This is a genomic window from Pseudomonas sp. EL_65y_Pfl2_R96 (assembly GCF_963970905.1).
GTDB lineage: Bacteria > Pseudomonadota > Gammaproteobacteria > Pseudomonadales > Pseudomonadaceae > Aquipseudomonas.
The window spans coordinates 70,175-82,071 of the sequence record NZ_CAXAQH010000029.1; the positions used below are offsets into that span (position 1 = coordinate 70,175).

Genomic DNA, 11,897 nt, shown 5'->3' on the forward strand with positions numbered 1-11,897 from the left:
CTTTACAATCTCCTGGATTACACGCGGCGCTTCTTCGGCGGACGGCACCCGTTGTGCGGGATTGGCGTCACGTCGGTGATGCTGGCGATCTTGTAGCCACAGCCGTTCAAAGCGCGGACTGCGGATTCACGACCTGGACCTGGACCTTTGACGTTAACGTCGAGGTTTTTCAGGCCGTATTCCAGCGCAGCTTGACCAGCACGCTCAGCAGCTACTTGAGCAGCGAACGGGGTGGACTTGCGGGAACCGCGGAAACCCGAACCACCGGAGGTAGCCCAGGAAAGAGCGTTACCTTGACGGTCGGTAATGGTCACGATGGTGTTGTTAAAAGAAGCATGGATGTGGGCGATGCCATCAACCACTGTCTTTTTAACTTTTTTACGAGGACGAGCAGCAGGTTTTGCCATGATTAATTTCCTGTCGATTCGCTGGGGCGATTACTTGCGGATCGGCTTACGCGGACCTTTACGGGTACGCGCGTTGGTCTTGGTACGCTGACCGCGTACTGGAAGACCACGACGATGACGCAGACCGCGATAGCAACCGAGGTCCATCAAACGCTTGATTTTCATGTTGATTTCGCGACGCAGGTCACCTTCAGTGGTGAACTTCGCCACTTCGCCACGCAGCTGTTCAATCTGCTCGTCGCTCAGATCTTTGATCTTTGCCGCTGGGTTTACCCCAGTCACTGCACAAATTTTCTGTGCAGTAGTGCGACCAACACCATAGATGTAGGTCAGCGAGATAACAGTATGCTTGTTATCTGGAATGTTAACGCCTGCAATACGGGCCATTCAGTGGGACTCCAATTGACAGCTACCTACGCCCCGGAAGCCAAGAAATAGGGCGCGAGATAATATCGCTGTAATAACAAATAATCAACCCGGCAGCGCACTAGCTGCCGGGCTTGAAGCACAATCACACTCAGCCTTGGCGCTGTTTGTGACGCGGTTCCGCGCTGCAAATTACTCGAACAACACCTTCGCGGCGAATAATCTTGCAGTTACGGCACAGCTTTTTCACCGATGCACGAACTTTCATCACCAACTCCTCGAACCTTATGGGTACTCAGCGCAACATGCCGCTGCCGTAACCCTTCAGGTTGGCTTTCTTCATCAGGGATTCGTACTGGTGCGAAACGAGGTGCGATTGTACTTGGGACATGAAGTCCATCACAACCACGACCACGATCAGCAACGAGGTCCCGCCAAGGTAGAACGGTACGTTTGCTGCAACCACCAGGAACTGGGGCAACAGGCAGACGGCCGTCATGTAAAGAGCACCGAACATGGTCAAGCGAGTCAGAACGCCATCAATGTAGCGCGCAGACTGCTCACCTGGACGGATGCCCGGAATAAAGGCACCGGACTTCTTCAGGTTTTCCGCTACGTCTTTCGGATTGAACATCAACGCCGTATAGAAGAAGCAGAAGAAAATAATCCCTGCACTAAACAGCAGAATATTCAACGGCTGACCAGGAGCGATCGACTGCGAGATGTCCTGCAACCAGCCCATACCTTCAGACTGACCGAACCAGGCACCTAACGAAGCCGGGAACAGCAAAATGCTGCTCGCGAAAATAGCCGGAATAACACCGGCCATGTTCACCTTCAGCGGCAAGTGGCTAGTCTGCGCAGCGAAGACCTTGCGGCCCTGCTGACGCTTGGCGTAGTGAACAGCAATACGACGCTGACCACGCTCAATGAACACCACGAAACCGATAATCGCTACTGCCAGCAAACCGATGGCAACCAGGGCGAAGATGTTGATATCACCCTGACGTGCAGACTCGAAAGACTGCCCGATCGCTCTCGGAAGACCGGCGACGATACCCGAAAAAATCAACATCGAGATACCGTTGCCAACACCACGCTCAGTAATCTGCTCACCCAGCCACATCATGAACATCGCACCAGCCACAAAAGTGGATACCGCGACGAAATGGAAGCCAAAGTCACCAGTGAACGCAACGCCCTGCCCCGCCAGACCAATGGACATGCCAATAGCCTGAACGAGAGCAAGGACGACAGTGCCGTAGCGGGTGTACTGGCTGATCTTGCGACGGCCAGCTTCACCTTCCTTCTTCAACTGCTCCAGCTGCGGGCTGACGGCGGTCATCAGCTGCATGATGATCGATGCCGAAATGTACGGCATGATCCCCAGTGCAAAGATGCTCATCCGCTCCAGCGCGCCGCCGGAAAACATGTTGAACAAGCTAAGAATGGTCCCCTCATTCTGTCGAAACAGGTCCGCGAGTCGGTCCGGGTTAATACCTGGAACCGGGATGTGTGCGCCTATTCGGTAGACGATAATCGCCAGGAACAGAAAACGCAGACGAGCCCAGAGTTCAGACATACCGCCTTTGCCGAGCGCAGAGAGAGCACCTTGCTTAGCCATTTATTCCTCGAACTTGCCGCCAGCTGCTTCGATAGCCGCACGCGCACCTTTGGTGGCGCCGATTCCCTTTCCGATGGTGACAGCGCGAGTAACTTCGCCGGACAGCATGATTTTCACACGCTGAACGTTGACGTTAATCACGTTGGCATCTTTCAGGGACTGCACGGTGACGATGTCGCCTTCCACTTTAGCCAGCTCGGACAGACGCACTTCTGCGCGATCCATGGCTTTCAGGGAAACGAAACCAAACTTCGGCAGGCGACGATGCAGCGGCTGTTGACCGCCTTCAAAGCCTGGAGCAATGGTGCCACCGGAGCGGGAGGTTTGACCTTTGTGGCCACGGCCACCAGTCTTACCCAAACCGCTACCGATACCACGGCCCGGACGATGCTTTTCGCGACGGGAACCCGGCGCTGGACTCAGATCATTGAGTTTCATCGATTAACCCTCGACACGCAGCATGTAGTAAGCCTTGTTGATCATCCCGCGATTCTCGGGAGTATCCTGGACTTCTACAGTGTGACCGATGCGACGCAGACCCAGACCCTTAACGCACAGTTTGTGGTTAGGGATGCGGCCGGTCATGCTTTTGATCAGCGTAACTTTAACGGTAGCCATGATCAGAAGATCTCCTTGACGCTTTTGCCACGCTTGGCGGCAATGGATTCAGGAGACTGCATTGCTTTCAAACCCTTGAAAGTGGCGTGAACCACGTTTACCGGGTTAGTCGAGCCGTAGCACTTGGCCAGAACGTTCTGAACGCCAGCAACTTCGAGGACAGCACGCATAGCGCCGCCAGCGATGATACCGGTACCTTCAGAAGCAGGCTGCATGTACACCTTCGAAGCGCCGTGAGCGGACTTCATTGCGTACTGCAGAGTGGTGCCGTTCAGATCAACTTGAATCATGTTGCGGCGAGCAGCTTCCATTGCCTTCTGGATCGCAGCAGGCACTTCACGCGACTTGCCACGGCCGAAGCCAACACGCCCTTTACCATCACCTACCACGGTCAACGCGGTGAAAGTGAAGATACGGCCGCCTTTAACGGTTTTGGCTACGCGGTTAACTTGAACCAGCTTCTCGATGTAGCCTTCGTCGCGCTTTTGGTCGTTATTTGACATAACTTAGAACTCCAGCCCAGCTTCACGAGCAGCATCAGCCAGCGCCTTGACGCGGCCGTGGTACTTGAAGCCAGAGCGGTCGAAAGCCACCTGCGAGACGCCAGCGGCTTTAGCACGCGTAGCGACCAGCTGGCCAACCTTAGTGGCCGCGTCGATGTTGCCAGTGGCGCCATCACGCAGTTCTTTATCCAAAGTCGAGGCGCTTGCCAGGACTTTGTTGCCGTCGGCCGAAATGACCTGGGCGTAGATGTGCTGCGACGAGCGGAACACGCAGAGACGCACGACTTCGAGTTCGTGCATTTTCAGGCGTGCTTTGCGAGCGCGACGCAGGCGAGTAACTTTTTTGTCGGTCATTTGCTATGCCCTACTTCTTCTTGGCTTCTTTACGACGGACGACTTCGTCCGCGTAGCGCACACCTTTGCCTTTGTACGGCTCTGGTGGACGGAAGTCGCGGATCTCGGCGGCCACTTGACCTACTAGCTGCTTATCGATGCCCCGGATCAGGATATCGGTTTGGCTAGGAGTCTCAGCGGTGATGCCTTCCGGCAGTTCGTAATCCACTGGGTGCGAGAAGCCAAGAGCCAGGTTCAGCACTGTGCCTTTTGCTTGCGCTTTGTAACCAACACCGACCAGCTGGAGCTTGCGCTCGAAGCCTTGGCTTACGCCTTGGACCATGTTGTTTACCAACGCACGAGTGGTACCAGCCATTGCGCGAGTTTGTTGATCGCCATTGCGAGCAGCGAAACGCAGCTCACCAGCTTCTTCAACGATCTCAACGGACGAATGGATGTTCAGTTCGAGAGTACCCTTGGCACCCTTCACCGAAAGCTGTTGGCCTGCGAATTTGACTTCGACACCGGCTGGCAGCTTAACGGGGTTCTTAGCGACGCGTGACATGCTTATCCCCCCTAGAACACAGTGCAAAGAACTTCGCCGCCGACACCGGCAGCGCGCGCAGCACGATCCGTCATCACACCTTTGTTGGTGGAGACGATAGACACACCGAGACCGCCACGAACTTTTGGCAGATCATCGACGGACTTGTACTGACGCAGGCCTGGACGGCTAACGCGCTTCACTTCCTCGATGACCGGACGGCCTTCGAAGTACTTCAGCTCGATGGACAGCAGTGGCTTGATTTCGCTGCTGATCTGATAACCCGCAATGTAACCTTCGTCCTTCAGGACTTTGGCAACAGCTACCTTCAAAGTAGAAGATGGCATGCTTACGACGGACTTTTCAGCCATCTGGGCATTACGGATTCGAGTTAGCATGTCCGCTAACGGGTCCTGCATACTCATGGGCTAGACGCTCCTAATACACAAAAAATTAGCCTTGCGGCTACTACGTGTCGCCGAATACATCCGCGCAAAAAAAGCACGGGCTCAGGCGAGCCGGGTATTCTAGACACACCCCACAAATGAATCAAGCCCCAATAGGGGCTTGATTCAAGTTCAAGGTCACCGATGGTCAGGATCTTGCGACCCCGAGCACCGAGACTTTGACAGTGCTTACCAGCTGGCTTTAACCAGACCAGGTACGTCACCACGCATTGCAGCTTCACGCAGCTTGTTACGGCCAAGGCCGAACTTGCGGTAAACGCCGTGTGGACGACCGGTCAGGCGGCAGCGGTTACGCATGCGCGAAGCGCTTGCGTCACGTGGCTGCTTCTGCAGAGCTACTGTAGCTTCCCAACGCGCTTCTGGACTTGCGTTCAGATCAACAATGATTGCTTTCAGTGCTGCACGCTTTTTGGCGTACTTGGCAACCGTGAGCTGACGCTTCAGCTCGCGGTTCTTCATGCTCATCTTGGCCATTTTCCTACTCCAATCAGTTGCGGAACGGGAATTTGAAAGCACGCAACAGGGCGCGACCTTCATCATCGTTCTTGGCAGTGGTGGTCAGGGTAATGTCCAGACCGCGGAGAGCATCGATCTTGTCGTAGTCGATTTCCGGGAAGATGATCTGCTCTTTAACGCCCATGCTGTAGTTACCACGACCATCGAAGGACTTGGCATTCAGGCCGCGGAAGTCGCGAACCCGAGGCAGGGAGATCGACAGCAGACGATCCAGGAACTCATACATACGCTCACGGCGCAGGGTCACTTTGACGCCGATCGGCCAACCCTCACGGACTTTAAAGCCAGCGATGGATTTGCGAGCGTAGGTCACAACGACTTTCTGGCCGGTGATCTTTTCCAGGTCAGCAACAGCGTGCTCGATGACTTTTTTGTCACCGATCGCTTCGCCCAGACCCATGTTCAGGGTGATTTTGGTAACGCGCGGAACTTCCATCACGTTCGACAGCTTAAGTTCTTCCTTAAGCTTCGGTGCGATTTCCTTCCGGTAAATCTCTTTTAGTCGTGCCATGGTCTTCTACCTAGCAGTGTTCAAGCATCAACCGCTTTTTGGGTCGACTTGAAGACACGAATTTTCTTACCGTCTTCTACTTTGAAACCAACGCGATCAGCTTTGTTGGTTTCGCCGTTGAAAATGGCAACGTTGGAAGCGTGCAGTGGCGCTTCTTTCTCGACGATACCGCCTTGTACGCCCGACATCGGGTTAGGCTTGGTATGACGCTTAACCAGGTTCAGACCACCAACGACCAGACGGTCATCAGCGAGAACCTTAAGCACCTTACCGCGCTTACCTTTGTCTTTGCCGGCGATCACGATGATCTCGTCGTCACGACGAATCTTTTGCATGTCGGATCTCCTTACAGCACTTCTGGGGCGAGCGAGACGATCTTCATGAACTTCTCAGTACGAAGTTCACGGGTCACTGGCCCAAAGATACGGGTGCCGATCGGCTCTTGCTTGTTGTTCAGAAGAACAGCAGCGTTGCCATCAAAGCGGATAATGGAGCCATCTGCACGGCGAACGCCGTGACGAGTGCGGACCACAACAGCAGTCATCACTTGGCCTTTTTTCACCTTACCGCGAGGAATTGCTTCCTTCACGGTAACTTTGATGATGTCACCGATACCAGCGTAACGACGATGGGAGCCACCCAGCACCTTGATGCACATAACGCGGCGAGCGCCGCTGTTATCGGCCACATCGAGCATGGATTGAGTCTGAATCATATAATTTCTCCGACCCCTAGTCCTTAGACTTCCACAGCGCGTTCGAGAACATCAACCAGCGCCCAAGACTTGGTCTTGGCCAAAGGACGAGTTTCACGAATAGTGACTTTGTCGCCGATGTGGCACTGATTGGTTTCGTCGTGCGCGTGCAGCTTAGTCGAACGCTTAACGTATTTACCGTAGATCGGGTGCTTAACGCGACGCTCGATCAGAACGGTGATGGTTTTGTCCATCTTGTCGCTGACAACACGGCCAGTCAGCGTACGGACAGTTTTTTCGGCTTCAGCCATGATTACTTACCTGCCTGCTGGTTGAGCACAGTCTTCACGCGAGCGATGTCACGCTTAACTTGCGAGAGCAGATGAGACTGCCCCAACTGGCCAGTTGCTTTCTGCATACGCAGATTGAACTGGTCGCGCAGCAGGCCGAGCAGTTGCTCGTTCAGCTGCTGTGCGGATTTTTCACGAAGTTCATTCGCTTTCATCACATCACCGTCCGTTTAACAAAGGAGGTGGCGAGCGGCAGCTTTGCAGCAGCCAGGGCGAAAGCCTCACGCGCCAGCTCTTCAGAAACACCCTCGATTTCATACAGGACTTTGCCTGGCTGAATCTGGGCAACCCAGTACTCCACGTTACCCTTACCTTTACCCATCCGAACTTCGAGTGGCTTTTTGGAAATAGGCTTGTCCGGGAATACACGGATCCAGATCTTGCCGCCACGTTTAACGTGACGGGTCAGTGCACGACGCGCTGACTCGATCTGACGAGCGGTGAGACGACCACGAGCAACAGACTTCAGCGCGAACTCGCCGAAGCTGACTTTGCTACCGCGCAATGCCAGGCCACGGTTGTGACCAGTCATTTGCTTGCGGAACTTCGTACGCTTTGGTTGCAACATTTGGCGTACCCCTTACTTAGCAGCTTTTTTACGAGGCGCTGGTGCTTGTGGTTTCAGCTCTTCTTGGCGACCACCAATTACTTCGCCTTTGAAGATCCAAACCTTTACACCGATCACACCATAAGTGGTGTGAGCTTCGTAGTTGGCATAGTCGATGTCGGCACGCAGGGTGTGCAGTGGCACACGACCTTCGCGATACCATTCAGTACGTGCGATTTCAGCACCGCCGAGACGACCGCTCACTTGGATTTTGATGCCTTTGGCACCAATGCGCATGGCGTTCTGAACAGCGCGCTTCATAGCGCGACGGAACATTACGCGACGCTCCAGCTGCTGAGCTACGCTCTGCGCAACCAGCATACCGTCGAGCTCCGGCTTGCGGATCTCTTCGATATTGATGTGCACAGGCACACCCATTTGCTTGGTCAGGTCCTGACGCAGTTTCTCAACATCTTCACCTTTCTTCCCGATAACGATACCTGGACGAGCGGTGTGGATGGTGATACGTGCAGTCTGAGCCGGACGATGGATATCGATACGGCTTACGGACGCGCTTTTTAGTTTGTCTTGGAGATACTCACGCACCTTCAGATCAGCGAACAAATAGTCCGCATAAGTCCGACCGTCTGCGTACCAGACGGAGGTGTGCTCCTTGACGATTCCCAGGCGAATGCCAATGGGATGTACTTTCTGACCCATCTCTTCGACTCCGTTACTTGTCAGCAACCTTGACAGTGATATGGCAAGACCGCTTGACGATGCGATCAGCACGGCCTTTGGCACGTGGCATGATGCGCTTCAGCGAACGCCCTTCGTTGACGAAAACGGTGCTGACCTTCAGGTCATCAACGTCTGCGCCTTCGTTATGCTCGGCGTTGGCTACGGCCGACTCCAGCACTTTCTTCATGATCTCGGCGGCTTTCTTACTGCTGAAAGCCAACAGGTTGAGCGCTTCGCCCACCTTCTTCCCGCGGATCTGGTCGGCGACCAAGCGGGCTTTCTGGGCGGAGATTCGAGCGCCCGACAACTTAGCGGCTACTTCCATCGTTCCTTACCCCTTAACGCTTGGCTTTCTTGTCTGCCACGTGCCCACGATATGTGCGGGTACCGGCAAACTCGCCCAGTTTGTGGCCGACCATGTCTTCGTTCACGAGAACTGGAACATGTTGACGACCGTTATGCACAGCAATGGTCAGACCGACCATTTGTGGCAGGATCATGGAACGGCGCGACCAGGTCTTAACTGGTTTGCGATCGTTCTTTTCCGCCGCCACTTCGATCTTCTTCAGTAGGTGAAGATCAATAAAAGGACCTTTTTTCAGAGAACGTGGCACTGTCGTATCCCTCTATTTACTTGCGACGACGGACGATCATTTTGTCGGTACGCTTATTACCACGAGTCTTCGCGCCCTTAGTCGGGAAGCCCCATGGCGATACCGGATGACGACCACCAGAGGTACGACCTTCACCACCACCATGTGGGTGGTCAACCGGGTTCATGGCAACACCACGAACGGTTGGGCGAACGCCACGCCAGCGTTTGGCACCAGCTTTACCCAGCGAACGCAGGCTGTGCTCGGAGTTCGAGACTTCACCCAGGGTCGCGCGGCATTCAGCCAGCACTTTACGCATCTCACCAGAACGCAGACGCAGGGTCACGTAGACACCTTCACGAGCGATCAGCTGAGCCGAAGCACCAGCGGAACGAGCGATCTGTGCGCCTTTACCTGGCTTCAATTCGATGCCGTGTACGGTGCTACCAACTGGAATGTTACGCAGTTGCAGAGCGTTGCCCGGCTTGATCGGTGCCAGAGCACCCGCGATCAGCTGGTCACCAGCACTCACGCCTTTAGGGGCGATGATGTAGCGACGCTCGCCATCTGCGTACAACAGCAGAGCGATGTGAGCAGTACGGTTTGGATCGTATTCGATACGCTCGACAGTGGCAGCGATGCCATCTTTGTCGTTGCGACGGAAATCGACCAGACGATAATGCTGCTTATGGCCACCACCGATGTGACGAGTGGTAATACGACCATTGTTGTTACGACCACCAGACTTCGATTTTTTCTCGAGCAGCGGTGCGTGAGGAGCGCCTTTATGCAGCTCCTGGTTGACCACCTTGACCACAAAACGGCGGCCAGGGGAAGTCGGTTTGCATTTAACGATTGCCATGATGCACCCCTTCCTTACTCAGCACTGCTGCTGAAATCGAGATCTTGGCCTGGCTGAAGGGAGATAACTGCCTTCTTCCAGTCATTACGCTTGCCCAGACCGCGAGCAGTGCGCTTGCTCTTACCCAGAACATTCAGGGTAGTAACACGCTCTACTTTCACGCTGAACAGGCTTTCGACGGCCTTCTTGATTTCCAGCTTGGTTGCATCAGTAGCAACCTTGAAAACGAACTGGCCTTTCTTGTCTGCCAGAACCGTAGCCTTCTCGGAAACGTGCGGGCCAAGCAGAACTTTAAATACGCGTTCCTGGTTCATCCCAGCAGCTCCTCGAATTTCTTCACGGCCGACACGGTGATCAACACCTTGTCGTATGCGATCAGACTAACTGGATCGGAACCTTGCACGTCACGTACATCTACGTGTGGCAGGTTACGAGCAGCCAGGTACAGGTTCTGATCAACAGCGTCCGACACGATCAGAACGTCGGTCAGGCTCATGTTGTTCAGCTTGCCCAGCAGGTCTTTGGTTTTCGGCGTTTCAACGGCGAAATCCTGAACCACAACCAGACGATCAGTACGCACCAGCTCAGCAAGGATGGAACGCATTGCTGCGCGATACATCTTCTTGTTCAGCTTCTGGGAGTGATCCTGAGGACGAGCTGCGAAAGTGGTACCGCCGCCACGCCAGATTGGGCTACGGATAGTACCGGCACGAGCACGGCCAGTACCTTTCTGACGCCATGGACGCTTACCGCCACCACGAACGTCGGAACGGGTCTTTTGCTGCTTGCTACCTTGACGGCCGCCAGCCATGTAGGCCACGACTGCTTGGTGAACCAGCGTCTCGTTGAATTCGCCGCCAAATGTCAGTTCGGAAACTTCGATCGCTTGAGCGTCATTTACATTTAATTGCATGTCAGCTTCCCCTTAACCGCGAGCCTTGGCTGCTGGACGTACAACCAAGTTGCCGCCAGTAGCGCCAGGAACAGCGCCCTTGACCAACAACAGATTGCGTTCAGCGTCCACGCGCACTACTTCGAGGGACTGCACGGTCACGCGCTCAGCGCCCATATGACCGGACATTTTTTTGCCCTTGAATACACGACCAGGAGTCTGGCACTGGCCGATAGAGCCTGGAACGCGGTGGGATACGGAGTTACCGTGGGTGTTATCTTGCCCGCGGAAATTCCAACGCTTGATCGTACCCTGGAAGCCTTTACCTTTGGACTGACCGGTTACATCAACCAGTTGACCGGCGGCGAAGATTTCAGCGTTGATCAGATCGCCGGCTTGGTACTCGCCTTCTTCAAGGCGGAATTCCATTACGGTACGACCAGCGGCAACGTTCGCTTTAGCGAAGTGGCCAGCCTGAGCTGCTGTTACACGCGAAGCACGACGCTCGCCGACAGTGACTTGCACTGCACGATAGCCATCGGTCTCTTCAGTTTTGAACTGGGTGACGCGATTCGGTTCGATCTCAATGACCGTGACCGGAATGGAGACACCTTCTTCGGTGAAAATACGGGTCATACCGCATTTACGACCGACTACACCAATAGTCATGTTGTAAACCTCATGAGTGTACGGGGCTTTCACCCGCTATGGCCGCCCATTTCAGAGCGTTACACGACTAAGACCGAGTCTTAGCCGAGGCTGATCTGCACTTCCACACCGGCCGCAAGATCAAGCTTCATAAGAGCATCAACGGTTTTATCCGTTGGCTGGACGATGTCCAGAACGCGCTTATGAGTACGGATCTCGTACTGGTCACGCGCGTCTTTGTTGACGTGCGGGGAGACCAGAACGGTGAACCGCTCTTTACGGGTAGGCAGTGGAATTGGACCACGCACTTGAGCACCAGTACGTTTCGCGGTTTCCACGATTTCCTGGGTGGATTGGTCGATCAGGCGATGGTCAAAAGCCTTCAACCTGATACGGATTTGCTGATTTTGCATTGGATTTCAGACTCCGGCTGCTATTCCCACCGAGCGCAATACGCCCGTTAAAAGGAGGCGCAATTCTATAGACGCCCCTGATAGGTGTCAACCCAATAAAAAAGCCCCCGCTAGGCGGGGGCTTTTTCAACTCATCGAAACTTACTCGATGACTTTGGCTACGACGCCAGCGCCGACGGTACGACCGCCTTCACGGATAGCGAAACGCAGACCATCTTCCATCGCGATGGTTTTGATCAGAGTGACAGTCATCTGGATGTTGTCACCT

General features: G+C 54.5%; 25 protein-coding genes and 1 pseudogene. All 26 read right to left on the reverse strand.

The window, feature by feature from the left end:
* Positions 1-17 precede the first annotated feature (17 nt).
* A complete protein-coding gene (gene rpsK, locus AACY49_RS23840) occupies positions 18-407 on the reverse strand; it encodes a 30S ribosomal protein S11 (protein WP_002555466.1) in 390 nt (129 codons plus the stop codon).
* Positions 408-437: 30 nt separating this feature from the next.
* A complete protein-coding gene (gene rpsM / locus AACY49_RS23845) occupies positions 438-794 on the reverse strand; it encodes a 30S ribosomal protein S13 (protein WP_003186020.1) in 357 nt (118 codons plus the stop codon).
* Positions 795-924: 130 nt separating this feature from the next.
* Complete coding sequence (rpmJ, locus tag AACY49_RS23850; protein ID WP_002555468.1) at positions 925-1,041, reverse strand: 50S ribosomal protein L36; 117 nt, start codon at positions 1,039-1,041, stop codon at positions 925-927.
* 27 nt (positions 1,042-1,068) lie between these two features.
* Positions 1,069-2,397 (reverse strand): preprotein translocase subunit SecY, encoded by a 1,329-nt coding sequence (secY, locus tag AACY49_RS23855; RefSeq protein ID WP_003228718.1) that lies wholly within the window; start codon positions 2,395-2,397, stop codon positions 1,069-1,071.
* Positions 2,398-2,835 (reverse strand): 50S ribosomal protein L15, encoded by a 438-nt coding sequence (gene rplO, locus AACY49_RS23860; protein ID WP_003228720.1) that lies wholly within the window; start codon positions 2,833-2,835, stop codon positions 2,398-2,400.
* A gap of 3 nt (positions 2,836-2,838) precedes the next feature.
* Positions 2,839-3,015 (reverse strand): 50S ribosomal protein L30, encoded by a 177-nt coding sequence (gene rpmD, locus AACY49_RS23865; RefSeq protein WP_003176408.1) that lies wholly within the window; start codon positions 3,013-3,015, stop codon positions 2,839-2,841.
* Positions 3,016-3,017: 2 nt separating this feature from the next.
* Positions 3,018-3,518 (reverse strand): 30S ribosomal protein S5, encoded by a 501-nt coding sequence (gene rpsE, locus AACY49_RS23870; RefSeq protein ID WP_003186035.1) that lies wholly within the window; start codon positions 3,516-3,518, stop codon positions 3,018-3,020.
* Positions 3,519-3,521: 3 nt separating this feature from the next.
* Positions 3,522-3,872: a 50S ribosomal protein L18 gene (gene rplR / locus AACY49_RS23875; RefSeq protein WP_003186037.1), complete on the reverse strand. Its 351-nt coding sequence runs from the start codon at positions 3,870-3,872 to the stop codon at positions 3,522-3,524.
* Positions 3,873-3,882: 10 nt separating this feature from the next.
* On the reverse strand, positions 3,883-4,416 hold the full coding sequence (gene rplF / locus AACY49_RS23880) for a 50S ribosomal protein L6 (RefSeq protein WP_007896774.1): 534 nt from the start codon (positions 4,414-4,416) through the stop codon (positions 3,883-3,885).
* Between the two features lie 11 nt (positions 4,417-4,427).
* Positions 4,428-4,820: a 30S ribosomal protein S8 gene (gene rpsH / locus AACY49_RS23885; RefSeq protein WP_003186040.1), complete on the reverse strand. Its 393-nt coding sequence runs from the start codon at positions 4,818-4,820 to the stop codon at positions 4,428-4,430.
* A 210-nt stretch (positions 4,821-5,030) separates the two neighbouring features.
* Positions 5,031-5,336, reverse strand: coding sequence for a 30S ribosomal protein S14 (gene rpsN / locus AACY49_RS23890; protein WP_003176414.1), 306 nt, complete (start codon positions 5,334-5,336; stop codon positions 5,031-5,033).
* Between the two features lie 13 nt (positions 5,337-5,349).
* On the reverse strand, positions 5,350-5,889 hold the full coding sequence (rplE, locus tag AACY49_RS23895) for a 50S ribosomal protein L5 (protein ID WP_003210069.1): 540 nt from the start codon (positions 5,887-5,889) through the stop codon (positions 5,350-5,352).
* A 20-nt stretch (positions 5,890-5,909) separates the two neighbouring features.
* Complete coding sequence (rplX, locus tag AACY49_RS23900) at positions 5,910-6,224, reverse strand: 50S ribosomal protein L24 (RefSeq protein ID WP_007896770.1); 315 nt, start codon at positions 6,222-6,224, stop codon at positions 5,910-5,912.
* An 11-nt stretch (positions 6,225-6,235) separates the two neighbouring features.
* Positions 6,236-6,604: a 50S ribosomal protein L14 gene (gene rplN, locus AACY49_RS23905; RefSeq protein ID WP_002555479.1), complete on the reverse strand. Its 369-nt coding sequence runs from the start codon at positions 6,602-6,604 to the stop codon at positions 6,236-6,238.
* Between the two features lie 23 nt (positions 6,605-6,627).
* Positions 6,628-6,894 (reverse strand): 30S ribosomal protein S17, encoded by a 267-nt coding sequence (gene rpsQ, locus AACY49_RS23910; protein WP_003176419.1) that lies wholly within the window; start codon positions 6,892-6,894, stop codon positions 6,628-6,630.
* A 2-nt stretch (positions 6,895-6,896) separates the two neighbouring features.
* On the reverse strand, positions 6,897-7,088 hold the full coding sequence (gene rpmC / locus AACY49_RS23915; RefSeq protein ID WP_002555481.1) for a 50S ribosomal protein L29: 192 nt from the start codon (positions 7,086-7,088) through the stop codon (positions 6,897-6,899).
* Positions 7,088-7,501, reverse strand: coding sequence for a 50S ribosomal protein L16 (rplP, locus tag AACY49_RS23920; protein ID WP_003228729.1), 414 nt, complete (start codon positions 7,499-7,501; stop codon positions 7,088-7,090). Before rplP ends, rpmC begins: the two co-directional genes overlap by 1 nt.
* Positions 7,502-7,513: 12 nt before the next feature.
* Positions 7,514-8,200, reverse strand: a complete 687-nt coding sequence (gene rpsC, locus AACY49_RS23925) for a 30S ribosomal protein S3 (RefSeq protein ID WP_003176422.1) — start codon at positions 8,198-8,200, stop codon at positions 7,514-7,516.
* 13 nt (positions 8,201-8,213) lie between these two features.
* Positions 8,214-8,546 (reverse strand): 50S ribosomal protein L22, encoded by a 333-nt coding sequence (rplV, locus tag AACY49_RS23930; protein ID WP_003103908.1) that lies wholly within the window; start codon positions 8,544-8,546, stop codon positions 8,214-8,216.
* A 13-nt stretch (positions 8,547-8,559) separates the two neighbouring features.
* Entirely contained in the window at positions 8,560-8,835 is a 276-nt protein-coding gene (rpsS, locus tag AACY49_RS23935; protein ID WP_002555486.1) for a 30S ribosomal protein S19, read from the reverse strand.
* A 16-nt stretch (positions 8,836-8,851) separates the two neighbouring features.
* Positions 8,852-9,676, reverse strand: coding sequence for a 50S ribosomal protein L2 (gene rplB, locus AACY49_RS23940; protein ID WP_003186055.1), 825 nt, complete (start codon positions 9,674-9,676; stop codon positions 8,852-8,854).
* Positions 9,677-9,690: 14 nt separating this feature from the next.
* A complete protein-coding gene (gene rplW / locus AACY49_RS23945) occupies positions 9,691-9,990 on the reverse strand; it encodes a 50S ribosomal protein L23 (protein ID WP_002555488.1) in 300 nt (99 codons plus the stop codon).
* Positions 9,987-10,589 carry a 50S ribosomal protein L4 gene (gene rplD / locus AACY49_RS23950; RefSeq protein ID WP_003228735.1) on the reverse strand — a complete coding sequence of 201 codons (603 nt, stop codon included), beginning with the start codon at positions 10,587-10,589 and terminating at the stop codon, positions 9,987-9,989. Before rplD ends, rplW begins: the two co-directional genes overlap by 4 nt.
* A 12-nt stretch (positions 10,590-10,601) precedes the next feature.
* Positions 10,602-11,237, reverse strand: coding sequence for a 50S ribosomal protein L3 (gene rplC / locus AACY49_RS23955; protein WP_003186059.1), 636 nt, complete (start codon positions 11,235-11,237; stop codon positions 10,602-10,604).
* An 80-nt stretch (positions 11,238-11,317) separates the two neighbouring features.
* Positions 11,318-11,629, reverse strand: a complete 312-nt coding sequence (gene rpsJ / locus AACY49_RS23960) for a 30S ribosomal protein S10 (RefSeq protein WP_003186070.1) — start codon at positions 11,627-11,629, stop codon at positions 11,318-11,320.
* 141 nt (positions 11,630-11,770) lie between these two features.
* Positions 11,771-11,897: pseudogene (locus tag AACY49_RS23965) on the reverse strand (hypothetical protein); the annotation flags it as partial.

Excerpts from the sequence above, each read along its gene's own strand:
- rpsK (WP_002555466.1), bottom strand. The coding sequence starts at position 407 with ATGGCAAAACCTGCTGCTCGTCCTCGTAAAAAAGTTAAAAAGACAGTG.
- rpsM (WP_003186020.1), bottom strand. The coding sequence starts at position 794 with ATGGCCCGTATTGCAGGCGTTAACATTCCAGATAACAAGCATACTGTT.
- rpmJ (WP_002555468.1), bottom strand. The coding sequence starts at position 1,041 with ATGAAAGTTCGTGCATCGGTGAAAAAGCTGTGCCGTAACTGCAAGATT.
- secY (WP_003228718.1), bottom strand. The coding sequence starts at position 2,397 with ATGGCTAAGCAAGGTGCTCTCTCTGCGCTCGGCAAAGGCGGTATGTCT.
- rplO (WP_003228720.1), bottom strand. The coding sequence starts at position 2,835 with ATGAAACTCAATGATCTGAGTCCAGCGCCGGGTTCCCGTCGCGAAAAG.
- rpmD (WP_003176408.1), bottom strand. The coding sequence starts at position 3,015 with ATGGCTACCGTTAAAGTTACGCTGATCAAAAGCATGACCGGCCGCATC.
- rpsE (WP_003186035.1), bottom strand. The coding sequence starts at position 3,518 with ATGTCAAATAACGACCAAAAGCGCGACGAAGGCTACATCGAGAAGCTG.
- rplR (WP_003186037.1), bottom strand. The coding sequence starts at position 3,872 with ATGACCGACAAAAAAGTTACTCGCCTGCGTCGCGCTCGCAAAGCACGC.
- rplF (WP_007896774.1), bottom strand. The coding sequence starts at position 4,416 with ATGTCACGCGTCGCTAAGAACCCCGTTAAGCTGCCAGCCGGTGTCGAA.
- rpsH (WP_003186040.1), bottom strand. The coding sequence starts at position 4,820 with ATGAGTATGCAGGACCCGTTAGCGGACATGCTAACTCGAATCCGTAAT.
- rpsN (WP_003176414.1), bottom strand. The coding sequence starts at position 5,336 with ATGGCCAAGATGAGCATGAAGAACCGCGAGCTGAAGCGTCAGCTCACG.
- rplE (WP_003210069.1), bottom strand. The coding sequence starts at position 5,889 with ATGGCACGACTAAAAGAGATTTACCGGAAGGAAATCGCACCGAAGCTT.
- rplX (WP_007896770.1), bottom strand. The coding sequence starts at position 6,224 with ATGCAAAAGATTCGTCGTGACGACGAGATCATCGTGATCGCCGGCAAA.
- rplN (WP_002555479.1), bottom strand. The coding sequence starts at position 6,604 with ATGATTCAGACTCAATCCATGCTCGATGTGGCCGATAACAGCGGCGCT.
- rpsQ (WP_003176419.1), bottom strand. The coding sequence starts at position 6,894 with ATGGCTGAAGCCGAAAAAACTGTCCGTACGCTGACTGGCCGTGTTGTC.
- rpmC (WP_002555481.1), bottom strand. The coding sequence starts at position 7,088 with ATGAAAGCGAATGAACTTCGTGAAAAATCCGCACAGCAGCTGAACGAG.
- rplP (WP_003228729.1), bottom strand. The coding sequence starts at position 7,501 with ATGTTGCAACCAAAGCGTACGAAGTTCCGCAAGCAAATGACTGGTCAC.
- rpsC (WP_003176422.1), bottom strand. The coding sequence starts at position 8,200 with ATGGGTCAGAAAGTACATCCCATTGGCATTCGCCTGGGAATCGTCAAG.
- rplV (WP_003103908.1), bottom strand. The coding sequence starts at position 8,546 with ATGGAAGTAGCCGCTAAGTTGTCGGGCGCTCGAATCTCCGCCCAGAAA.
- rplB (WP_003186055.1), bottom strand. The coding sequence starts at position 9,676 with ATGGCAATCGTTAAATGCAAACCGACTTCCCCTGGCCGCCGTTTTGTG.
- rplW (WP_002555488.1), bottom strand. The coding sequence starts at position 9,990 with ATGAACCAGGAACGCGTATTTAAAGTTCTGCTTGGCCCGCACGTTTCC.
- rplD (WP_003228735.1), bottom strand. The coding sequence starts at position 10,589 with ATGCAATTAAATGTAAATGACGCTCAAGCGATCGAAGTTTCCGAACTG.
- rplC (WP_003186059.1), bottom strand. The coding sequence starts at position 11,237 with ATGACTATTGGTGTAGTCGGTCGTAAATGCGGTATGACCCGTATTTTC.
- rpsJ (WP_003186070.1), bottom strand. The coding sequence starts at position 11,629 with ATGCAAAATCAGCAAATCCGTATCAGGTTGAAGGCTTTTGACCATCGC.